This window comes from Kitasatospora sp. NPDC048540 (assembly GCF_040651175.1).
In the GTDB taxonomy this organism is placed as follows: domain Bacteria; phylum Actinomycetota; class Actinomycetes; order Streptomycetales; family Streptomycetaceae; genus Kitasatospora.
On the sequence record NZ_JBEZIR010000003.1, the window covers coordinates 110,548 to 132,085 of the forward strand.

The 21,538-nt window shown below is 74.6% G+C and carries 18 protein-coding genes and 1 pseudogene; 9 read left to right on the top strand and 10 right to left on the bottom strand.

The genetic code is table 11. The features are described 5' to 3' along the window. Positions 1 to 31: 31 nt before the first annotated feature. The 3 genes from AB0D08_RS03205 to AB0D08_RS03215 form a co-directional block, all read right to left on the bottom strand. Entirely contained in the window at positions 32 to 883 is an 852-nt protein-coding gene (locus AB0D08_RS03205; protein ID WP_033822179.1) for a fumarylacetoacetate hydrolase family protein, read from the bottom strand. Positions 884 to 1,090: 207 nt separating this feature from the next. Next, a complete protein-coding gene (locus tag AB0D08_RS03210; protein ID WP_359886069.1) occupies positions 1,091 to 2,242 on the bottom strand; it encodes a DUF6745 domain-containing protein in 1,152 nt (383 codons plus the stop codon). A gap of 85 nt (positions 2,243 to 2,327) precedes the next feature. After that, positions 2,328 to 2,654 (bottom strand): hypothetical protein, encoded by a 327-nt coding sequence (locus AB0D08_RS03215; RefSeq protein ID WP_033818786.1) that lies wholly within the window; start codon positions 2,652 to 2,654, stop codon positions 2,328 to 2,330. Between the two features lie 168 nt (positions 2,655 to 2,822). Here AB0D08_RS03215 and AB0D08_RS03220 point away from each other — a divergent pair, with 168 nt between their 5' ends. From AB0D08_RS03220 to AB0D08_RS03245, 6 genes are all read left to right on the top strand, one after another. Then, positions 2,823 to 3,776: an STM4015 family protein gene (locus tag AB0D08_RS03220; RefSeq protein ID WP_359886070.1), complete on the top strand. Its 954-nt coding sequence runs from the start codon at positions 2,823 to 2,825 to the stop codon at positions 3,774 to 3,776. A 102-nt stretch (positions 3,777 to 3,878) separates the two neighbouring features. Beyond that, positions 3,879 to 4,820 (top strand): STM4015 family protein, encoded by a 942-nt coding sequence (locus tag AB0D08_RS03225; RefSeq protein WP_359886071.1) that lies wholly within the window; start codon positions 3,879 to 3,881, stop codon positions 4,818 to 4,820. Positions 4,821 to 4,830: 10 nt separating this feature from the next. Beyond that, complete coding sequence (locus AB0D08_RS03230; RefSeq protein ID WP_359886072.1) at positions 4,831 to 5,955, top strand: STM4014 family protein; 1,125 nt, start codon at positions 4,831 to 4,833, stop codon at positions 5,953 to 5,955. A gap of 17 nt (positions 5,956 to 5,972) precedes the next feature. Then, a complete protein-coding gene (locus AB0D08_RS03235; RefSeq protein WP_033818798.1) occupies positions 5,973 to 6,803 on the top strand; it encodes an STM4013/SEN3800 family hydrolase in 831 nt (276 codons plus the stop codon). Beyond that, positions 6,800 to 8,155, top strand: coding sequence for an STM4012 family radical SAM protein (locus AB0D08_RS03240; protein ID WP_051811925.1), 1,356 nt, complete (start codon positions 6,800 to 6,802; stop codon positions 8,153 to 8,155). Before AB0D08_RS03235 ends, AB0D08_RS03240 begins: the two co-directional genes overlap by 4 nt. Positions 8,156 to 8,202: 47 nt before the next feature. Beyond that, the gene (locus tag AB0D08_RS03245; RefSeq protein ID WP_033818800.1) at positions 8,203 to 9,048 is read left to right on the top strand and encodes an STM4011 family radical SAM protein; all 846 of its coding nucleotides are present in this window, start codon (positions 8,203 to 8,205) and stop codon (positions 9,046 to 9,048) included. Positions 9,049 to 9,065: 17 nt separating this feature from the next. On the opposite strand, the gene AB0D08_RS03250 is transcribed toward AB0D08_RS03245, so the two are convergent. The 6 genes and pseudogenes from AB0D08_RS03250 to AB0D08_RS03275 all read right to left on the bottom strand — a co-directional run bounded on the left by AB0D08_RS03250 (position 9,066) and on the right by AB0D08_RS03275 (position 14,560). After that, entirely contained in the window at positions 9,066 to 10,049 is a 984-nt protein-coding gene (locus AB0D08_RS03250) for an ABC transporter substrate-binding protein (protein WP_033818790.1), read from the bottom strand. A 42-nt stretch (positions 10,050 to 10,091) separates the two neighbouring features. After that, on the bottom strand, positions 10,092 to 10,844 hold the full coding sequence (locus tag AB0D08_RS03255; RefSeq protein WP_082526295.1) for an amino acid ABC transporter ATP-binding protein: 753 nt from the start codon (positions 10,842 to 10,844) through the stop codon (positions 10,092 to 10,094). Between the two features lie 8 nt (positions 10,845 to 10,852). Further along, positions 10,853 to 11,862, bottom strand: a pseudogene (locus AB0D08_RS03260) (amino acid ABC transporter permease). A gap of 87 nt (positions 11,863 to 11,949) precedes the next feature. Beyond that, entirely contained in the window at positions 11,950 to 12,885 is a 936-nt protein-coding gene (locus AB0D08_RS03265) for an ABC transporter substrate-binding protein (RefSeq protein ID WP_359886073.1), read from the bottom strand. Next, complete coding sequence (locus AB0D08_RS03270) at positions 12,882 to 13,397, bottom strand: GNAT family N-acetyltransferase (protein WP_359886074.1); 516 nt, start codon at positions 13,395 to 13,397, stop codon at positions 12,882 to 12,884. Before AB0D08_RS03270 ends, AB0D08_RS03265 begins: the two co-directional genes overlap by 4 nt. After that, complete coding sequence (locus tag AB0D08_RS03275; protein WP_359886075.1) at positions 13,394 to 14,560, bottom strand: LLM class flavin-dependent oxidoreductase; 1,167 nt, start codon at positions 14,558 to 14,560, stop codon at positions 13,394 to 13,396. The genes AB0D08_RS03270 and AB0D08_RS03275 overlap by 4 nt, the downstream gene beginning before the upstream one ends. Positions 14,561 to 15,200: 640 nt before the next feature. On the opposite strand from AB0D08_RS03275, the gene AB0D08_RS03280 reads away from it, so the two are divergent. Together AB0D08_RS03280 and AB0D08_RS03285 are read left to right on the top strand one after the other, a co-directional pair. After that, on the top strand, positions 15,201 to 16,199 hold the full coding sequence (locus tag AB0D08_RS03280) for an amino acid ABC transporter permease (protein ID WP_033818794.1): 999 nt from the start codon (positions 15,201 to 15,203) through the stop codon (positions 16,197 to 16,199). Further along, the gene (locus tag AB0D08_RS03285; RefSeq protein ID WP_359886076.1) at positions 16,196 to 18,109 is read left to right on the top strand and encodes an FAD/NAD(P)-binding protein; all 1,914 of its coding nucleotides are present in this window, start codon (positions 16,196 to 16,198) and stop codon (positions 18,107 to 18,109) included. The genes AB0D08_RS03280 and AB0D08_RS03285 overlap by 4 nt, the downstream gene beginning before the upstream one ends. A gap of 31 nt (positions 18,110 to 18,140) precedes the next feature. Here the strand turns inward: AB0D08_RS03285 and AB0D08_RS03290 are convergent, their stop codons facing one another. Next, the gene (locus tag AB0D08_RS03290; RefSeq protein ID WP_033818795.1) at positions 18,141 to 19,007 is read right to left on the bottom strand and encodes a hypothetical protein; all 867 of its coding nucleotides are present in this window, start codon (positions 19,005 to 19,007) and stop codon (positions 18,141 to 18,143) included. A 225-nt stretch (positions 19,008 to 19,232) separates the two neighbouring features. Between AB0D08_RS03290 and AB0D08_RS03295 the strand changes: the two genes are divergently transcribed. Further along, the gene (locus AB0D08_RS03295; RefSeq protein WP_033818796.1) at positions 19,233 to 21,515 is read left to right on the top strand and encodes an FdhF/YdeP family oxidoreductase; all 2,283 of its coding nucleotides are present in this window, start codon (positions 19,233 to 19,235) and stop codon (positions 21,513 to 21,515) included. The last annotated feature ends 23 nt before the right edge of the window (positions 21,516 to 21,538 follow it).

Here is a 21,538-nt window from a genome sequence, read left to right on the forward strand (position 1 = left end):
GGCGGCCGGACCGGTCGGGCCGGCGGCCGGCTCAGGCCTTGCCGAGCACCTGCCGCTGCCTGCCGAGCCCCTCGACCTCCAGCTCGACCACGTCGGACGGGCGCAGGAACGGGGTGCCCGGGTGGCCGAGCGTCACGCCCGCGGGGGTGCCGGTGATGATCACGTCGCCCGGCTCCAGCACCATGAAGTGGCTCAGGTAGCGGACGATCTCCAGCACCGGGAAGACCATCTCGGCGGTGCTGCCGTCCTGCCGGAGCTGCCCGTTGACCCAGAGCTTCAGGCTCAGCGCCTGCGGGTCGCCGACCTCGTCCGGGGTGACCAGCCAGGGCCCGAGCGGGGTGAAGGTCTCGGCGGACTTGCCCTTGTCCCACTGGCCGCCGCGCTCGAACTGGAAGGCCCGCTCGGTCACGTCGTTGACCGCCGCGTACCCGGCGATCACCTCGGCGGCCTGCCGGTGGTCGTCCAGGTAGCGGGCGGTGCGGCCGATCACCACGGCGAGTTCGACCTCGTAGTCGGTCTTCTCGCTGCCCCGCGGCACCAGCACCTCGTCCTGCGGGCCGACCACGGTGTTGCTCGGCTTGAGGAACACCACCGGCTCGGTGGGGAGCTGCGCGCCGGCCTCGGCGGCGTGGTCGCGGTAGTTGAGGCCGATCCCGACCACCTTGCCCGGCCGGGCCACCGGGGCGCCGGTGCGCTGCCCGGTGAGGTCCACCCGGGGCAGCTCGCCGGCCTCGACGGCGGCGGCCAGGGCCGCGCGGTCCAGGCCCGCCAGGAAGGCGCCGTCGATGTCCGCGGTGTGCTCGGAGAGGTCGTACGCGGCGCCGTCGCGGCCCAGCACGACCGGACGCTCGGCGCCCGCGGGGCCCACACGGAGGAGCTTCACTTGCCCATCACCACCTGGTTCGTCGCATCTCGACGGGTAGGTGATACACCTCGCCCGTCCTATGCCTCTGAGGTATATCAACGGCCTGGCCTGCGAACCAGTGGCCGGGGCTCGGCGAATTCCTATCAATCCGTACAGGCTGCCGGGGCCCGGAATCGGGTGGCCGTACCCTTGACAACCGGCCGCGGGACCCCGGGCGGGGTCCGCTCAGGTCTCGCGCTGCGGCCGGTACTCCTGCTCCGGGACGCCGAAGGTCCAGGCCACCCCGGCCCGCGCGGTCCGGGTGGACGGCGGGACCCGCAGCCAGTACGTGCGGAAGGTGCCGTCCGACTCGGCGGTGGAGTTGACCACCTCGACCATCACCACGGGCTCGTCGTCCGGCAGCTGGATCCGCCACAGCACCCCGGTGGCGTCCCGGTGCAGCGGCTCGGCGCCGGAGTCGGCCAGGTAGCGCTCGTAGCCGTAGAACTCCAGCATCACCCGGCGCAGTTCGGCGTTCTCCTCGGTGCGGATCCGCTCCGGGGTGACGGCGGCCAGTTCGGCCAGGAAGCCGGGCGGCACCGGCATGCCGCGCCAGGCGTGCAGGGCGAAGCCGTCCGGGTAGGCGAGCGCCGGGCCGTCCGCGCGGTCGAGCCGGCCCGCCTCGTCGCGGTGCAGCTCCACGGGGCGTTCGCTGACCAGTGCCACGCCCTCGTACGGCCACCACCAGCCGGCGCCGCGGGCGATCTCGGCGAGCGGTGCCAGCGGGTGCGGTCCGTCCAGCGCGCCGGCGGCGTCGAAGGCCGCCAGCCAGGCGGCGTCGTGCGGGCCGAGCACGCCGTCCAGCAGGGCGAGCCGGGCGGCGGAGCGCACGGTGCGGGCCGCGTCCCGGGCGGCCGGCGGCTCGTCGTCGGTGGGGTCGGGCGCGAGCCGGTCGAGCACCGCGTCCCGGATCCGGGCGGCCAGCGCGCCGGTCTGCGGGCCGAGTTCGCCGCCGGTCAGCGACCACAGCTCGGCCCAGCCCAGGGCGCCGAGTCCGGCGTGCAGCCGCTGCCGGGCGGCCTCCCACGGCGCGGTCCTGATCCGCTCCCGGACGCTCACCGCACCGCCCGCCCTGACCCCGGCCGCTTCGAGCGCGGCGAGCGCGCCGCCGAGCGGCAGGCCCTCGGGGGCGGCGCCGCGCAGCGCGAGCGCGCCGAGCGCCGCCGCCTGCGGCGAGCCGAACCACACCACGGCCGCGGGCTCGGCCAGACCGGCCGCCCGGTAGGCCGCGCGCACGGCCCGTTCGACGGCCGGCCGGTCGGCCGGGCCGGTGCCTGCCGCCACCTCCCGCCAGCGGGCCACCGCCTCGCGGGGCGCGGACTGCTGCTGAACCATCATCGGAATGCTCCGTTCCTTCTCGCCGGTCATCTGTCGCCCGCCCGCACTACCGTCCGAGCACCCGTCGCCCTCGCGGCCCGCCGGCTCAGTCCGCCACCACCCGGACCGCGCCCGGGGTGTACTCGCGCTGGCGCACCACCCGGTACCAGCCCTTGGGCAGCGCGATCACTGCGTGCTCCTCGTGCACCACCCGCCCGCCCTCCGGCAGCCGGAGCCAGGCGGCGGCGAACGGCCCGGCCTCGCGGCGCAGCTCGCCGGGGCCGACCACCGCGTGGGCGTGGCCGGTCACCTCGCCGAGCGCCAGCACCATGCGGCCGCGGGGGTCGCGCGGCTGGGGCGGCAGCGCGCCGACCACGCCCGGTACGGCGCTCTCCTCGACCGGCACGATCAGCACGTCACCCTGGCGGTACATCAGGCCTCCTGCGGTGTCGGCCCGACGGGTTGCCGGACGTCCGATCCAGAAGCTAGGGCCGGGGTCTGACAACCGGTCGGGCCGCGCGGGCCGGGCAGCACGCCGGTCGCACAGTTGTCGGAGCGGCCTGGTAGACAGGTCGTCCCGCCGTCCTACCAGGAGCAGCACATGGCCCTCAGCGAGAACCTCGACCAGTTCCACGGCCTGCCGGTCTTCGACCTCGTCCCCGCGCTGGACGAGGGCGCCGAGCTGCCCGACGCGGCGGCCGTGGCCTGGAAGATCGGCCTGGACTACGACTCCGAGGAGACCTTCGAGCAGCGCTGGGAGCAGTTCCTGGCGGCCGTGGACACCGAGCGGGTGACCGCCGTGGTGATCGGCGCCTGGTGGCAGGACGAGCAGGAGCCGGCCGCGGAGACGGTCCGCCTGGTCGCCGGCAGCGCCGGGCGGCTGCCCGCGCTGCGGGCGCTGTTCTTCGGCGAGGTCACCTACGAGCAGTGCGAGATCTCCTGGATCCAGCAGTCCGACGTGACACCGTTCCTGACCGCCTTCCCGCGGCTGGCGGAGCTGGTGGTGCGCGGTGCGAGCGGCGGCTGGGACGGCGAGCCGGGCCTGGTGCTGCAGCCCGTCCGGCACGAGGCGCTGCGCACGCTGCGGTTCGAGAGCGGCGGGCTGCCCGGCGAGGTGGTCCGCGCGGTCGGCGCGTGCGACTTCCCGGCGCTGGAGTCGCTGGAGCTGTGGCTGGGGGTCGACCAGTACGGCGGCGACGCGACCATGGCCGACCTGGAGCCGATCCTCGGCGGGCTGCGGCTGCCCGCCCTGCGCCGGCTCGGCCTGCTCGACAGCCTGGCGCAGGACGAGATCGCGGCGGCGGTCGCGCACGCCCCGGTGGTGGCCCGCCTGGACCACCTGGGCCTGGCGATGGGCGTGCTGACCGACGAGGGCGCCGGCGCCCTGCTGGAGGGACAGCCGCTCACCCACCTCATCTCGCTGGACCTGCACCACCACTTCCTCACGAAGCCGATGCAGCAGCGTCTGACCGAGGCCCTGCCGGGGGTGGAGGTCGACCTCTCCGAGGCCGGTGCGCCGGACGAGCGCTGGCGGTACGTGGCCGTCGCGGAGTGACCGGCCGGTAGCCGACGCCCGGCCCACCGGGCGTCGCCGGGGCCTGGTAGACAGGTCCCGGCGATCACCCCAACCGGTCCCGCCCCGCCCCTAGGAGCAACCATGACGGTCAACAGGCACATCGAGCGGTTCCACGGACTGCCCGTGTTCGAGTTCTCCGCCGCCCCGGACGGCGACGCGCCGGCCGCCCTGCCCGCGGCCGACGCCGTGGCCTGGCGGATAGCCGTCGAGTACGACTCCCCCACCGGTTTCCAGGAGACGCTGGGCGCGTTCCTCGACGCGGTGGACACCGACCGGGTCCGGGCCCTGGTGATCGGCGCGTGGTGGGCCGACGGCTACGAGCCGCTGACCGCGGCGCTGGCGGCGGTCACCGGCGCCGCCGGCCGGCTGCCGGGGCTGCGCGCGCTGTTCGTCGGCGACGTCACCTACGACGAGTGCGAGATCTCCTGGCTGGAGATGTGCGACGTGACCGGCGCGCTGACCGCGTTCCCCGCCCTCCACGAGCTGGTGGTACGCGGCGGCAGCGGCCTGGTGCTGCGGCCGGTGCGGCACGAGGCGCTGCGCGCCCTGCGGCTGGAGGCCGGCGGCCTGCCCGCCGAGGTGGTCCGTGCGGTCGGCGCGGGCGACTTCCCCGCGCTGGAGCGCCTGGAGCTGTGGCTCGGGGTCGACGAGTACGGCGGCGACCACTCGGTGGAGGACCTGGCGCCGTTCCTGACCGGGGTGCGCTTCCCCGCGCTGCGCCACCTCGGCCTGGAGAACTCCGAGTACCAGGACGAGATCGCGGCGGCCGTCGCGCACGCCCCGGTGGTGGCCCGCCTGGACCACCTGAGCCTGGCGATGGGCGTGCTGACCGACGAGGGCGCCGGCGCCCTGCTGGAAGGACAGCCGCTCACCCACCTCACCTCGCTGGACCTGCACCACCACTACCTCACCGAGCCGATGCAGCAGCGTCTGACCGAGGCCCTGGCGGGGGTGAAGGTCGACCTCTCCGACGTCGAGGACGAGGAGGACGAGGAGGACCGCTACGTGGCCGTGGCCGAGTAGCGCCACCGTCGTGACGTCCCCCTCCCTCACCGTCCTCGGCAACCCGGGCCACCGGCGGGTCACCCTGTTCGCCGCCGCCGCCCGGGCCGCCGGGCTGCCCGAACCCGCCGTCCTGCCCTGGGCGGACGTGCTGCGCGGCACGTACCGGATCGCCCCCGGCACCGTGCTGCGGATCGAGTCGCCCGGCGAGGACGAGGAGGTCGACCGTCTGCTGCGCGGCCCCGCCCTCGGCGCGCACTACGCGCCGACCCGGGTGGAGGGCGGCGCCGCCTGGTACACGGGGCTGACCGCCGCGCTGGCCGGCGTGGCCCGGGCGGTCGGACGGGCCCCCGGCGCCCGGCTGCTGGGGGACCCGGACGAGATCGCGGTGATGTTCGACAAGCGCCGGGCGCACCGGCGGCTGGCGGACGCCGGGGTCCCGGTGCCGCGCGCCCTGGACGGCCCGGCCCCGGGCGGCTGGGCGGAGCTGAAGGAGCGGCTGGCCGCCGCCGGGCTGCGCCGGGTGTTCCTGAAGCCCGCGCACGGCTCCTCGGCCTCCGGGGTGGTGGCGCTGCAGTTCGGGCCGCGCGGGCAACTGCTGGCCACCACCTCGGTCGAGGCGGCCGACGACGGGCTGCACAACTCGCTGCGGGTGCGCGGCTACCGGGACGAGCGCGAGATCGCGGCGGTGGTCGACCGGCTGGCGCCGGACGGCCTGCACGTCGAGCAGTGGGTGCCGAAGGCGGCGCAGCACGGCCGGGCCGCCGACCTGCGGGTGGTGGTGGTCGCGGGCCGGGCCACCCACGTGGTGGTGCGCACCAGCGGCCACCCGATGACCAATCTGCACCTGGGCGGCGCCCGCGGGGAGACCGGGCCGGCCCGGGAGGCGGCCGGCCCGGCCTGGCCCCGGCTGCTGGAGACCGCCGAGCGGGCCGCGGCCTGCTTCCCGCGCTCGCCGATGGCCGGGGTGGACGTGCTGCCGACCGCGGCCTGGCGGCGGGGGCTGGTGGGCGAGGTGAACGCCTTCGGCGACCTGCTGCCCGGCCTGACCGGGCTGCCCGGCGGCCCCGCCGAGGGGCTGGACACCTACGGCGCCCAGCTCGCCGCCCTGCTGCCCCACCTCGACCCCGCACCACCGACCGGAGCCGCCCGATGAGCGATCAGATACCCGACATGCGGCAGGTGGTCGGCAGCCACGACCTGCTGCTGGTGACCCTGGACACGCTGCGCTTCGACGTCGCCGAGGAGTTGGCGGCGGCGGGCCGGATCCCGCACCTGGCGGCGTTCCTGCCGGGCGGGCGGTGGGAGCGCCGGCACTCCCCCGGCAGCTTCACCTACGCCTCGCACCAGGCGATCCTGGCGGGCTTCCTGCCCACCCCGGCGCGCCCGGACGGGCCGCACCCGCGGCTGTTCGCGGCCCGGTTCGCGGGTTCCGAGTCCACCGAGTCCCGCACCTGGGTGTTCGACACCCCGGACCTGCCGTCGGCGCTGGCGGCCGCCGGGTACCGGACGGTCTGCATCGGCGGGGTCGGGTTCTTCAACAAGCAGGGCCCGCTGGGGTCGGTGCTGCCGGGGCTGTTCCAGGAGAGCCACTGGGAGCCGGAGATGGGCGTGCCCTCGCCGACCTCGTTCGAGGCGCAGGTGGCCCGGGCCGAGCAGGTCTGCGCGCGGCAGCCGGCCGGGCAGCCGCTGTTCCTGTTCGTGAACGTCTCCGCGCTGCACCAGCCGAACTGGTTCCACCTGCCGGGCGCCGCCCGCGAGCACGGCGACACCCGGGCCAGCCACGCGGCCGCGCTGGAGTACGTGGACGCCCACATCGGGCGGCTGTTCACCGCGATGAGCCGCCGCCGGCCGTGCTTCGCGATCGTCTGCTCCGACCACGGCACCGCGTACGGCGAGGACGGCTACACCGGCCACCGGATCGGCCACGAGGTGGTCTGGACGGTCCCGTACGCGCACTTCACCGTCCCCGCCGCCGGGCCCGCCGAGGAGGCCGCCGTATGAGCACCGTGAGCACGGCCGTCGAGGGCCCGGGCGCGGCCGTCGAGGCCCCGCGCCCGTACCAGTCGTACGTCTACGCATACCCGCACAAGACGGCGTACCGGGCGCTGCCCGAGCGGCCGGAGCTGGGCGCGCTGTGGGCGGGCGAGCCGCAGCACGCGCTCTCGCTGTACCTGCACATCCCGTTCTGCGAGGTGCGCTGCGGCTTCTGCAACCTGTTCACCCGGATCGGCAGCCCGGAGGGCCTGACCACGGCCTACCTGGACGCGCTGGAGCGGCAGGCCGGGGCGGTCCGGGCGGCGCTGGACACGGACGCCCGGTTCGCGCTGGCGGCGTTCGGCGGCGGCACCCCGACCTATCTGACGGCCGCCGAACTGACCCGGCTGTGCGACATCGCCGAGCGGTGCACGGGCGTCGACCTGCGGGCCGTCCCGCTGTCGGTGGAGGCCTCCCCGGACACCTGCACCGCCGACCGGCTGGCGGTCCTGGCCGAACGCGGCACCACCCGGCTGAGCCTCGGCGTGCAGTCGTTCCTGGACGAGGAGGCCCGCTCGGCGGTGCGTCCGCAGAAGCGGGCCGCGGTCGAGGCCGCGCTCGGCCGGATCCGGGCGGCCGGTTTCCCGGTGCTCAACATCGATCTGATCTACGGCATCGACGGGCAGAGCGAGGCCAGTTGGCTGCGCTCGCTGGACGCCGCGCTGGCCTGGCGGCCGGAGGAGCTGTACCTGTACCCGCTGTACGTGCGGCCGCTGACCGGTCTCGGCCGGCGGCCGGCCGAGGCCACCGGGGCCGGCTGGGACGCCCAGCGCCTGGCCCTGTACCGGGCCGGCCGGGACCACCTGCTGGGCAGCGGCTACCAGCAGGTGTCGATGCGGATGTTCCGCCGGGCCGGATCCCCGGCGGGCGAGAGCGAGTACGCCTGCCAGACCGACGGCATGGTGGGCCTGGGCTGCGGCGCCCGCTCGTACACCTCCCGGCTGCACTACTCCTTCGACTACGCGGTGAACGCGACCCAGGTGCGCGGCATCATCGACGACTACGTGGCCACCGAGGACTTCTCCCGGGCCGAGCACGGCCGCTGGATGGACGACGGCGAGGCCCGCCGCCGCCACCTGATCCAGTCCCTGCTGCAGGCCGAGGGGCTGGACCCGGCCGGGTACCGGCTGCGCTTCGGCAGTTCGCCGGCCGAGGACTTCCCCGCCGAGCTGGCCGCGCTGACGGACCGCGGCTGGCTGGAGGGGCGGCCGGAGCGCCTGGTGCTGACGCCGGAGGGGCTGGCGTACTCGGACGCGATCGGCCCGCTGCTGTTCTCGCCCGAGGTGCGGGAGCGGATGAGCGCCTACGAGGCGAGGTGACGGTCTTCCTGGGCCTGCCCGGGCAGGCGGCCCCCGCGCCCGAGCCGCTGGACCTGACGGTGCTGTACCGGGGTCCGCTGGCCTCCTGCGACTACGACTGCCCGTACTGTCCGTTCGCCAAGCGCCGGGACTCCCCGGCGCAGCTGCGGGCGGACCGGGCGGCGCTGGAGCGGTTCACCGCCTGGGCGGCGGCGCAGCGCGGCGACACGCTGTCGCTGCTGTTCACGCCGTGGGGCGAGGGGCTGGTCCGGTCCTGGTACCGGCGGGCGCTGGTGGAGCTGAGCCGGCTGCCGCACGTGCGGCGGGTGGCGATCCAGACCAACTTCAGCTGCCGCACCGACTGGCTGGCCGACGCCTGCCTGGACACCCTGGCGTTCTGGATCACCTACCACCCCGGTCAGGTCGGCCATGAGCGCTTCCTCGCGAAGTGCCGGGAGCTGACGGCGCTGGGCGCCCGGTACAGCGTGGGCGTGGTCGGCGAGCCGGAGCACCTGGCCGCGGCCCGGCGGCTGCGGGCGGAGCTGCCGCCCGAGGTGTACCTGTGGGTCAACGCCGCCGACGGCCGGAGCTACACCGACCGCGAGGCCGCCGACTGGACGGCGCTGGACGCCCTGTTCGGCTACAGCCGCGACCCGCACCCCAGCGGTGGCCGCCCGTGCCGGACCGGTGAGTCGGTGATCTCGGTGGACGGCGACGGCACGGTCCGCCGCTGCCACTTCGTCCGCCCGCCGCTGGGGAACCTGTACGACGGCTCGTACCGGGCCGAACTGCGGCCGCGGCCCTGCCCGCTGCCGGTGTGCGACTGCCACATCGGCTATGTGCACCTCGAGACGCTGCCGCTGTACGACGTCTTCGCGGGCGGGGTGCTGGAGCGCATCCCGTTCGCCGGCTGACGGCGTACCGGCGCGGGTCAGCCGGTCTTCGGCAGGCCGGGCGGGTTGATCTCCGAGGTCTGGACGGCCTCGCTGTCCAGGCCCCAGCGCTTGAGGACCTGGGCGTAGGTGCCGTTCTTGAGGACTTCGTTGATGGCGCCGTTGAGCGCCTTGACCAGGCCGTTGTCCTTCTTGGTGGTGGCCGCGATCTTGCCGAGGACCTGGTCGCCGGCGCCGGAGTAGGTGCCGATCACCTCGGTCTCGCCGGTCTGGGCCGCGTGGAAGGCGGCGGTCGGGTTGGGGCCGAGGTAGGCGTCGATCCGGCCGGAGGCGAGCGCCAGGTAGTAGTCGGAGGAGTTCTGGAAGTACTTGATGTCGACCGGCTTGAGTCCGGCCTTGACGTTGGCCTCGTTCCAGGCGATCAGCAGCTTCTCCTGGTTGGTGCCGGAGGCGACGGCGATGGTGTGCCCGGCGACGTCCTGGGGGCCGGTGACCTTCCAGCCGGCGCCCTTCTTGGCCTCGAAGCCGAGGATGTCGAGCCGGTAGGTGGCGAAGTCGTACTTCTCCTTGCGGGCCTCGGTGACGGTGATGTTGGTGAGGCCGACGTCGTACTTGCCGCTGTCGAGGCCGACGAAGACGTTCTCCCAGGAGACCGGGTTGAGTTCGACCTTCAGGCCGAGCACGTCGCCGATCAGGTGGGCGAGGTCGGGTTCGGCACCGATGATGGTCCGGTCGTCGGTGGCGTGGAAGTCCAGGGGTGGCACGGTGCCCAGCGAGTCGACGACTTGGAGGGTGCCTCTCTTGCGGATCTCCTCCGGGACCAGCGCGGCGATCGCGTCCACCTTGGCGGTGGTCACCCTCTTCTGGTCCGGTGTCAGGTTCACGGTGATCCCGTTCGGGGCCACCGTGCCCTTGGCGCCGAGGTCGGCGGAGGCGCCGGTGGACGAACCGCAGGCGGTGAGCGCCAGGGTGGCGGAGAAGGCGGCGGCGGCCAGCACGAGGGCGCGGCGGGGCAGGGGCATGACGGAACTCCGTTTCGGGGAAGGGGTGTTGCCAGGAGGGGTCTAGAGCACCTTGGAGAGGAAGGCGCGGGTGCGTTCGTGCTGGGGGTGGTCGAGGACCTCGGCGGGCGGGCCCTGTTCCACCACCACCCCGCCGTCCATGAAGACCACGGTGTCCGCCACTTCGCGGGCGAAGCCGATCTCGTGGGTGACCACGATCATGGTGGTGCCGCCGGTGGCCAGGTCCTTGATCACGTCCAGCACCTCGCCGACCAGTTCGGGGTCGAGGGCCGAGGTCGGCTCGTCGAAGAGCAGCACCTTGGGCTCCAGCGCCAGCGCCCGGGCGATGGCCACCCGCTGCTGCTGGCCGCCGGAGAGCCGGCGCGGGTAGCTGTCCGCCTTGTCGGCCAGGCCGACCCGGGCGAGCAGTTCCAGGGCGCGGGCCCGCGCCTGGGTCTTGGGGACGCCCAGTGCGCTGACCGGAGCCTCCACCAGGTTCTCCAGCACGGTCAGGTGGGGGAAGAGGTTGAAGTTCTGGAAGACGAAGCCGAGCCGGGTGCGCTGGCGCAGCACCTCCCGCTCCTTGAGCTCGTACAGCTTGCCGCCGGAGCGGCGGTAGCCGATCAGCTCGCCGTCGATCGCGACGTAGCCGCGGTCGAGCTTCTCCAGGTGGTTGACGGCGCGCAGCAGGGTGGACTTCCCGGAGCCCGACGGACCGAGGATCACGGTCACGGAGCCGGCCTCGGCCCGCAGGTCGACGCCGCGCAGGACTTCGAGCCGTCCGAAGCTCTTGTGGACCCCGCGGATGTCCACCATGGCCGTGGTCACGAGCTGCCTCCCGAGGGTGCGGAGAGCCGGCTCTCCTGGATCTGGCGGACGAGGGCGCGGGCGCGCTGGAGCGGGGTCGGCGGCGGGGTGCGTTCGCGCCGCGGGCGAAGTACCGCTCGACGTAGTACTGGCCGACCGACAGCAGGGTGGTCAGCAGCACGTACCAGGCGGTGGCCACCATCAGCAGCGGCACCACCCGGCCGGTGCGCCCGTAGACCACCTGGACCTGGTAGAAGAGTTCGCCGATCGCCATCACGTAGACGATCGAGGTGCCCTTGAAGAGCGAGATCACCTCGTTGGCGGCGTTCGGCAGGATGCCGCGCATGGCCTGCGGCAGGACGATCCGCCAGGCCTGCCGCAGCCGCGGGATGCCGAGCGCCGCCGCGGCCTCCAGCTGGCCGGCGTCCACCGAGATGACCCCGGCCCGGATGATCTCGGCGGCGTACGCGGCCTGGTGCAGGGCCAGGCCCAGGACGGCGGCGCCGAGCGCGCCGAGCACGTCCATGGTCTCGAACTCCCAGACGGTCGGCCCGAACGGGACGCCGAGGCCGAGCCGCTTGTACAGATAGGAGAGGTTGAACCAGAAGACCAGCTGGACGATGAGCGGGATCGAGCGGAAGGCCCAGATGTACGTCCAGGCGATGGTCTGCAGGATCGGGCTGCGCGACAGCCGCAGGGCGGCGATCACCGCGCCCAGTGCGAAGCCCAGGACCGTTCCGTAGCAGGTGAGTTGGAGGGTGGTCCCGACGGCGCGCAGGATGCTGTCGGTGGCCAGGTAGGCCCGGAAGGTGGGCCAGTCCCAGCCGGGGTTGGTGGCCAGGCCGTGCAGGAACTGCGCGACCACCACGACCGCGGCGGCCCCGGCCAGCCACCGCCAGGGGTGGCGGGCCGGGACGACGGGCAGCGAGGCCGGATCGCCGGTGCTCGCGGACGGGTGGTCCTCGGACAGGTGTCTCTCGGGCGGACGCTTCTCGGGCGGGTGCTTCTCGGGGGCGGCGACGGTCATGGCGGCCGGGTCCTCGCTTCGGGCCAGCGACTGGCTGGCGGGGGCTTCTGGCACGGGATCACGGGCGGCGGATCACGGGTGCTCGGGTCACGGGTGCTCGGGCGGGCTGATCAGCGATTCGGGGATGGCCGAGTCGGTGGTGCCCCACTTCTGCAGGATCCGGCCGTAGGTGCCGTCCTTGATCAGCTGGTTGACGGCGGCCTGGAACGCCGGGGTGAGCGGCGAGCCCTTCTTGAACGCGAAGCCGACGTCCAGCCGGTGGAACTCCCCCAGGAAGCGGGTCCCGGAGGCCGGCCGGCTCGCCTGGTAGCGCAGCCCGTTGATGGTGGACATCACCACGTCGACCCGGCCCTGCTGGAGGCTGGTCAAGGTGGCGCCGCTGTCGGCGAACGCCCGGACCTCGTACGGCTTCTTGCCGGCGTCGGTGCACACGCTCTTCTTCGCGTTCAGCGTGGTCTCGAAGGTGGTGCCGACGCCGGTGCCGATGGTCAGGCCGCAGAGCTGCACCAGGTCGGTGACCGGCTGGAGGGCGGTGTTGTCCTGCTTCACCGCGAAGCCCTGGCCGTCGTCGATGTAGGTGACGAAGTCGATGGTCCTCAGGCGGGCGGTGGTGACGCCGAAGTTCCCGGCGCCCAGGTCGTACTTGCCGCTGTCCAGCGCCGGGAGGATGGTCTCGAAGGCGGCCTCCTCGCGCTGGATGGTGACGCCGAGCACCTTGGCCACCGCGTCCGTGAAGTCGACGTCGATCCCGGCCGCCTTCTTGACCGCGGGGTCGGGGAAGAAGGCGCTGGGCGGGGTGCCCCCGGCGCCGCCGAGCCTGAGGGTGCCCGCCGTACGGACCTCCGGCGGCAGCAGTGCGGCGATCGACTCGACCTTCTGCTCGCCCGCCACCACGTCCTGCCCGGCCGCCGATGCGCCCGGGGCTCCGGCGGCGGCCTGCGGCCCGGCCGCCGGGGCCGAACTGCAGCCGGCCAGCACCAGGGCGGTGGCGGCGGCGAGCACGGCCGGAAGTACGCGTCTCACGGTGCGGAGCCTTTCGACGGGCCGGCGGGGTGCCGGTCGGTGAGGTGCTTCTCGAAGGGGAGCGGGCGGAACTCCGGCGGGTCGAGGTCCGGGTCGAACAGCGGGGTGTAGCCGGCCGCCAGGTAGAGCTGCTTGGCCTCGGGCTGGCGCGGCCCGGTGGTGAGGTGGATCCGCCGGTAGCCGCCCGCCGCGGCGGCCCGCTCCAGTTCGGCCAGCACCCGGCGGGCCAGGCCCCGGCGGCGGTGCGCGGAGTGCGTCCACATCCGCTTGATCTCGGCGGTGGTGTCGTCGTAGCGGCGGTACGCGCCGCCGGCCACCGGCTCGCCGTCGGCCAGCAGGAGCAGCAGCAGGCCGTGCGGCGGGGCGAACTCCTCGGCCGGGTAGCGGGCCATCTCGGCGTGCCCGCCGGGCCCGTACCGGGTGACGTACTCGTGGGTGAGTTCGCGCACCAGCGGTTCGGTCAGCGGGTCGCCGAGCCGGACCCGCTGGACCTCGAACAGCGGCGTGCTCACGCCTGCACCGCGATCAGCTGGTGCCGGTCGCGCTCCTTGGCGGCGGCCTCGGCGGCGGCCCGCTCGGCGGCCTTGGCCGCGTCCCGCCGGGCGACCTCCTCGCGGACGATCGGGATGACGTGCCGGCCGAAGTCGATGGCGTCGCCGACCAGGTCGTAGCCGCGGGCGGAGAGGATGTCGGCGCCCAGGTCGTAGTAGTCGAGCAGGGCGGCGGCCACCGTCTCCGGGGTGCCGACCAGCGCGTTGGAGTTGCCGGCGCCGCCGGTGGCGGCGGCGGTCAGGGTCCACAGCGCGCGGTCGTAGCGCTCGCCCTGCTCGGCGATCTCGATCAGCCGCTGGGAGCCGGTGTTCTGCGGCGCGCCGCCGACGCCGCGGCGGACCAGGTCCCCGCCGGACTCCCGCCGGGCCTTGATCGCGGCGACCGTGCGGTGGGCCTTCTCCCAGGCGAGTTCCTCGGTGGGCGCGATGATCGGCCGGAAGGCGACCTGGATCCGCGGGGTGTCGGTGCGGCCGGCGGCGCGGGCGGCCTCCTTGACCCGTTCGATCTGCTCGGCGGTGGCGGCCAGCGGCTCGCCCCAGAGGCAGTAGATGTCGGCCTCGGCGCCGCCGGCCGCGTAGGCGGCGGGCGAGGAGCCGCCGAAGGAGACGTTCGGCCGGGGCTCCTGGACGGGGAAGACGTCCGAGACGAAGTCGTTGAACCGGTAGTGCTCGCCCTCGTGGTCGAAGGGCTCGCGGCTGGTCCAGGCCTTCTTGACGATGCCGATGTACTCGCGGGTGCGGGCGTAGCGCTGGTCCTTGGTGAGGAAGTCGCCCTCGCGCTGCTGCTCGTGGTCGCTGCCGCCGGTGATGAAGTGCACGGTGAGCCGGCCGTCGCTGATCCGGTCCAGGGTGGCGAAGGTCTTGGCGGCGAACGTCGGGTAGGAGACGTTGGGACGGTGGGCCAGCAGGATCTGGAGCCTGTCCACCTTGGCGGCCAGGTAGGCCGCGGACGGCGCGGGGTCGGGGGCGCCGGCGCCGTACGCGAACAGGACCCGGTCCCAGCCGTGGTCCTCGTGGGCACGGGCCAGGCGCAGGGTGTAGTCGCGGTCGAAGGCGGCGGTGGTGCGGGGCGTGGTCTCCGAACCGTCACTGGTGGCGGCGATACCGAGGAACTCGACGGGCATGGGTGCTGGCCTTTCCTTGCGGGTGCGGGCACGCCGAGGGGCGGCCCGGCGCGGGAGGTACGGGCGGAGCGGGCGGTGCGGGGCGTGCCGGGCGAGGGCGCGGCGGGGCGCGCCGGCGAGGGCGTGGGCGTGGACGGGTGAACCGGCCGTCAGGCAGCGGAGTGTGACGGGAGGTCAGCTAGAAAGAGAGGGAGTTCTGGCGGCAGCGCACGCCTGTCGTTCCGTCGGGTACGACGGCTTCCCGGCCCCGCGACGGGGCGGACCGAGGGAGGTCTCCGAGGGGAGATGGGGCCGGTCAGGCGGCCCGCTGCCGGGTCAGCCGCAACACGCCGCGGACCACACCCGACCGAAGTCGATGTGGCCGCGCGTGACCAGACGCTGCTCGGCATTCATGTCGCCAGTTGACCAGCGAACCTCCGCGTTCGTCAACCACCGTCCGGAAACGGGCCGCCGCACCGCCTTCCCGACCCCGGCGGCGGACCTTGACACGGCGGGGCGGCGCCCGCGTACGATCGGCCGCGGAGTGAGTGCGTATCCGGGCCCGGGCCAACCGTCCCGGATCCAGGCCGGGTTGAGGGACCCGGCGCGCGCGTGACGGACAGTCGGCCCCCGCCTGCCCGCTCGCATCTGGAGCCCCGCCATGGCCACGTCGCCCGACGTCCTGCCCCTCGCCGCCTCCTCCCCACCACCCGAACGCCCGAGCCCGGCGCACCCGGCTGCGCCCCCGGACACCGCCGAGCTGCCGATCGTGCCGCGCCGCCGCCCCGGCCGGCTGGCCGCGGCCGCCGTGGCGCTGCTGCTGCTCGCGATGGCGCTCAACTCCCTGGTCCGCAACCGGGCCTTCCAGTGGGAGGTGGTGGGCCAGTACCTGACCACCACCGCGATCACCCGCGGCCTGCTGCTGACGCTGTGGCTGACCGCGCTGGTGATGGTGCTCGGCTTCGCCCTGGGCACCCTGCTGGCGCTGGCCAGGCTGTCCGGCAACCCGGTGCTGCAGGCCTTCGGCTGGGGGTTCGTCTGGGTGTTCCGGGCGACCCCGCTCCTGGTCCAGCTGCTGTTCTGGTTCAACATCGGCGCGCTCTACCCGCACCTGGGGTTGGGGGTCCCGTTCGGCCCGGAGTTCCTGAGCGTGCGGACCGTCAACCTGCTCGGGCCGGTCCTCACGGCGGTGATCGGGCTCACCCTGCACGAGGCCGCGTTCGCCGCCGAGGTGGTGCGCAGCGGGATCCTCTCGGTCGACCAGGGGCAGCTGGAGGCGGCCGCCTCGCTGGGGCTGTCGCGGCGCCGGGTGCTGCGGCGGATCGTCGTCCCGCAGGCGATGCGCTCGATCGTGCCGACGGCCGGGAACATGCTGATCGGCACGCTCAAGGGCACCTCCATCGTCAGCGTGCTGGCGGTGCAGGACCTGCTGTACTCGACGCAGCTGATCTACAACCAGACGTACCAGGTGATCCCGCTGCTGATGGTGGCCACGCTCTGGTACGTCGGGGTGACCAGTGTGCTGTCGGTCGGCCAGTACTACCTGGAGCGGTACTACGCCCGCGGAGCCACCCGGGACGGGCTGCCGCCGACCCCGCTGCAGCGGGTGCGGGCGCTGTGGCGCGGGCCGGCCGCCGGGGTGGCGGGGGCGGCGCGGTGAGCACCCTGGTGATCGTGGGCGCCGGTCCGCGCGGCACCGGCCTGCTGGAGCGGCTGGCCGCCAACGCCGCCGAACTGCTGCCGCCCGGGGCGCCGTTGGAGATCCACCTGGTGGACCCGTACCCGCCGGGCGGCGGCCGGATCTGGCGGGAGGAGCAGTCGCCGCTGCTGCGGATGAACTCGATGGCCGAGGACGTGACCATGTTCACCGACGCGACCTCGACCGCCGAGGGGCCGGTGCGCCCCGGGCCGTCGCTCGCCGAGTGGGCCCGCGAGCCCGAGCGGTACCCGCCGTACCGGCCGGTGGCCGATCCGCGGATCCGGGCCGAACTGGCGGCCCTGCGGCCGACCGACTTCGCCACCCGGCAGGCCCAGAGCGCCTACCTGGACTGGGTGTTCCGCCGGGCCGCGGCCGACCTGCCCGCGCACGTGACGCTGACCGTGCACCGGGACACCGCCCGGTCGCTGACCGGCCCGCCGGACGGCCCGCAGCTGGTGGAGCTCTCCGACCGGGTGCTGGTCGCCGACCAGGTGGTGCTGACCCTCGGCCACCTGGAGCCGGCGGCGGACCCGCGGCACCGCGAGGCGGCCCGCTTCGCCGCCCGGCACGGCCGCTTCCACCTGCCGCCGGCCTTCTCCTCCGACGCCGACCTGTCCGCCCTCGCCCCGGGTGAGCACGTCCTGCTGCGCGGCTTCGGGCTGGCCTTCGTCGACCTGATGGCGCTGCTCACCGAGGGCCGGGGCGGCCGGTTCGAGGAGGGCCCCGACGGCCCGGTGTACCGGCCCTCGGGCCGCGAGCCGGTGCTGCACGTGGGCTCGCGGCGCGGTGTGCCGTACCACTCCAAGACCGGCTACCGGCTGCAGGGCCCGCCCGCGCCGCTGCCGCGGTACTTCGACGCGGCGGCCGTGGACGCCCTGACCGCGCGGCCCGGTCCGCTGGAACTGCGGCGCGACGCCTGGCCGTTGATGGCCAAGGAGATCGGCTTCGGCTACTACCACGAGCTGTTCCACGCCCATCCGGAGCGCACCGCGCTGCCCTGGGCGCGGTTCCTGGCCGGCTACGACCGGCTCGGCTGGTACGACCCGGAGCTGGCCGCGCTGGTCGCAGGGGCCGTCCCGGACCCGGCCGACCGGCTGGACCTCGAGCGGCTGGACCGGCCGCTCGACGGGGTCCGGCTCGCCGACGGCGAGCAGCTGCAACGGCACCTGCGCGGCTACATCGCGGCCGACGCCGACCGCCGGGCCGACCCCGGGTACAGCGCCGACCTCGGGGCCTTCCTGGCGCTGCTGTCGCTGTACGGGCAGCTGCCGCGGCTGCTCGCCTCCGGCCGGCTGTCGGCGCGGTCGGTGGCGCGGGAGCTGGACGGCTGGTGGTTCGGCTTCTTCAGCTTCCTGGCCTCCGGTCCGCCGGGGTTCCGGCTGCGGCAGCTGCTGGCGCTGTCCGAGGCGGGCGTGGTGCGGTTCCTGGGCGCCGGGGTGGAGGTCGCCCTCGACGGGTCGGACGGCACCTTCGTGGCCACCAGCCCCACCGTCCCCGGCCGGCGGGTGCGGGCCACCGCGCTGATCGAGGGGTACCTGCCGCAGCACGCGGTCGCCCGCACCACGGACCCGGTACTGGCCGGGCTGTACCGGACCGGCCGGCTCACCGAGGAGGAGGTCCGCGACGACGGGCACCACTACCGCTCGGGTCTGATCGTCACCGCCGCGTCCGACGGGCGGATCCTCGACCCGGCGCTCGGCGGCGCCCCGCACCCGCGCCGCACCGCGCTCGGCCCGCCCACCAACGGCCGCTCGCAGGCCGCGTTCGCCCGCCCGCGCACCGACGCGCCGGCGTTCCGCCAGAACGACGCGGCGGCGCGCGCCCTGCTGCGGGCGCTGGTGGGCGCGGCGGCGGTCCCGGCCGTACCGTGACCGGCGCCGGTGGCCGGCGGTCCCGGCGAGGTCAGGCGGGCCCGGTGGGCCGGCCGAGCGCGAGGGTGGTGACCTGTTCGGCGGTCAGGTGGTCGGGCGCGCCGTAGATCCGGTCGGCCAGGCCCTTGAGGCCGGTGCGGCGTTCCAGCTCGGAGAGACAGTCCAGGGCCTCGCGGTCGGTGTCGAAGTCCCACACCGTCAGCCGGTGGACGATCGCGACGGCCTCGATCCAGCCGAGCCCGGGCGGTGCGCCGGGGGCGCGGCCGAGCTGCTGGGCGGCCCGGGCGAGCGCGGTCCTGGCCTCGCCGAGCAGCGGATGCTCCTCGCCGAGGGCCTGCTGGACCTGCGGCACGAGCTGGACCAGCTGGTGGACGCTCCCGCCGAGGTCGCCGACGGCGGCGGTGTGGGCGGCGTACTGCGCCCGGGCCCGCAGCACCCGGGCGTCGTCGGCGCCGACGGCCGCGGTCAGCGCGGGCAGCAGGTCGTGCAGCCGGCGCAGCGCGCCGCCCGCATCGCCCGCGCGTCCCACCTCGGCGGCCAGGTCGAGCCGGGCGGTGAGGGTCTCCGGGTCGCCCGCGCCGAGCGCCTGCGCCATGTCGAGGATGACCTGTTCCAGCAGGTGGATCGCGGCGGCCGGGTCGCCCGCCTCGCCCTGCCGGCGGGCCGCCTCGCGCCAGGTGGCCAGGGTGTCCCGGTCGTAGCGGCCGAGTTCGCCGACCATCTCGCGGGCGACCGCCTCCAGCAGTTCGGCGGCGCCCTGCGGGGTCCGGGCCACCTCTGCGGCGGCGCGCAGCCGGATCAGCAGCTCGCGGACGGCGGGCACCGCGTCGGCGGGCTCCTCGGCGGGGCCGAACCGGCCCTGCGGATCCTCGGTGGACGGCGGCATCGGCTGGCTCACTGGCTCGGTACTCCTCGGCGGGCGGGTTCGGACGGCACGGACGGGCTCGGACGGGTCGAGCGGGGTCGGTTCGGACCGGCCGGGCGGTTCGGGCGGTTCGGACGCGCAATTCTGGCGCGGGGGCCGGACCGGGTGCCACCCCTGCGGGACCGGATCCGGGCAGTGCGAGGATGGACGGGCAGGGGAACGGCGACGGCGCCACCCCACCAGCAGGAGGTGTCAGCCATGGCCAAGCAGGCCCCCCAGAGCGACCCGGCGCAGGACGCGCCCGAGGTCGGTGCGCCCAAGCACGCGGCGGCCGGGCTCACCGCGGTCGCCAAGAGCCTGCAGATGGCCGGCGAACAGATGGGCGCCCGGCGGACCCTGGCCACCCTGCGCAAGGTCAACCAGCCGGACGGCTTCGACTGCCCCGGCTGCGCGTGGCCGGAGCCGGGGAAGACGCACACCGCGGAGTTCTGCGAGAACGGCGCCAAGGCGGTCGCCGAGGAGGCGACCGAGCGGCGGATCACCGCGGAGTTCTTCGCCGCGCACCCGGTGGCGGAGCTGGCGGAGCGGTCCGGGTACTGGCTGGGCCAGCAGGGCCGGCTCACCGCGCCGATGCTGCTGGAGGAGGGCGCCACCCACTACACCCCGGTCTCCTGGGAGCGGGCGTTCTCGATCGTCGCGGACGAGCTGAAGGCGCTGGACACCCCGGACGGCGCGGCCTTCTACACCTCGGGCCGGACCAGCAACGAGGCCGCGTTCGCGTACCAGCTGTTCGCCCGGCAGCTGGGCACCAACAACCTGCCGGACTGCTCCAACATGTGCCACGAGTCCTCGGGTTCGGCGCTGACCGAGACCCTGGGCGTCGGCAAGGGCAGCGTCCACCTGAAGGACCTCTACCAGGCCGACCTGATCATCGTGGCGGGCCAGAACCCGGGTACCAACCACCCGCGGATGCTCTCCGCCCTGGAGCGGGCCAAGCGGGCCGGCGCCAAGGTGGTCAGCGTCAACCCGCTGCCGGAGGCGGGGCTGGAGCGGTTCAAGAACCCGCAGAACGCCCGCGGTCTGGTCGGCGCGGGCACCAAGCTGACCGACCTGTTCCTGCAGATCCGGCTCGGCGGTGACCTGGCGCTGTTCCGGGCACTGAACCAGCTGGTGCTGGCCGCCGACGGCGGGGTCGACCACGCCTTCATCGCCGAGCACTGCCACGGTTTCGAGGAGTTCGCCGCCGAGGCGGCCGCCACCGAGCGGGCCGAGGTGCTGGCGGCGACCGGCCTGCCGTGGGAGCAGATCGAGGAGCTGGCCGCTCTGGTGCTGGCCTCCGAGAAGATCATCGTCTGCTGGGCGATGGGCCTGACCCAGCACAAGCACTCGGTGCCGACCATCCGCGAGGTGGTCAACTTCCTGCTGCTGCGCGGCAACGTCGGCCGCCCCGGGGCCGGGGTCTGCCCGGTGCGCGGGCACAGCAACGTCCAGGGCGACCGGACGATGGGCATCTTCGAGCGGCCGAGCGCCGCCTTCCTGGACGCGCTGGGCAAGGAGTTCGGCTTCGAGCCGCCGCGCGAGCACGGCCTGGACTCGGTGGACACCATCCGGGCCATGCGCGACGGCCGGGTCAAGGTGTTCTTCGCGATGGGCGGGAACTTCGTCGCGGCCACCCCCGACACGGACGCCACCGAGGCGGCGATGCGCAGCTGCCGGCTGACCGTGCACGTGTCCACCAAGCTGAACCGCTCGCACGTGGTCACCGGCGCCCGGGCACTGATCCTGCCCACCCTCGGCCGTACCGACCGGGACCGGACCGCGGCCGGGCAGCAGTTCGTCACCGTCGAGGACTCGATGAGCATGGTGCACTCCTCGCGCGGCGGGCTGCGGCCGCCGTCCGAGCAGCTGCTGTCGGAGGTCGCGATCGTCTGCCGGCTGGCGCGGGCCGCGCTGGGCCCGCAGAACCCGGTGCCGTGGGAGGAGTTCGCCGAGGACTACGACACCGTCCGGGACCGGATCTCCCGGGTGGTCCCCGGCTTCGAGGACTTCAACGAGAAGGTCCGCCGGCCCGGCGGCTTCGTGCTGCCGCACGGCCCGCGCGACCGCCGGGCGTTCCCCACCGCCACCGGGAAGGCCAACTTCACCGTCAACCCGCTCACCGCGCCCGAGGTGCCGGCGGGGCGCCTGCTGCTGCAGACGCTGCGCTCGCACGACCAGTACAACACCACGGTCTACGGTCTGGACGACCGCTACCGGGGCATCACCGGTGGCCGCCGGGTGGTCCTGGTGAACCCGGCCGACGCGGCCGAGCTGGGCCTGGCCGACGGCGCGTACACCGACCTGGTGAGCGAGTGGCAGGACGGCGTCGAGCGGCGCGCCGCGCACTTCAAGGTGGTGCACTACCCGGTCGCGCGGGGCGGCGCGGCCGCCTACTACCCGGAGACCAACGTGCTGGTGCCGCTGGACTCCACCGCCGACATCAGCAACACCCCGACCTCGAAGGCCGTGGTGATCCGCTTCGAGCCGGACAGCGGCAGCTGAACGCGGACCGGCCCGGCCCCCCG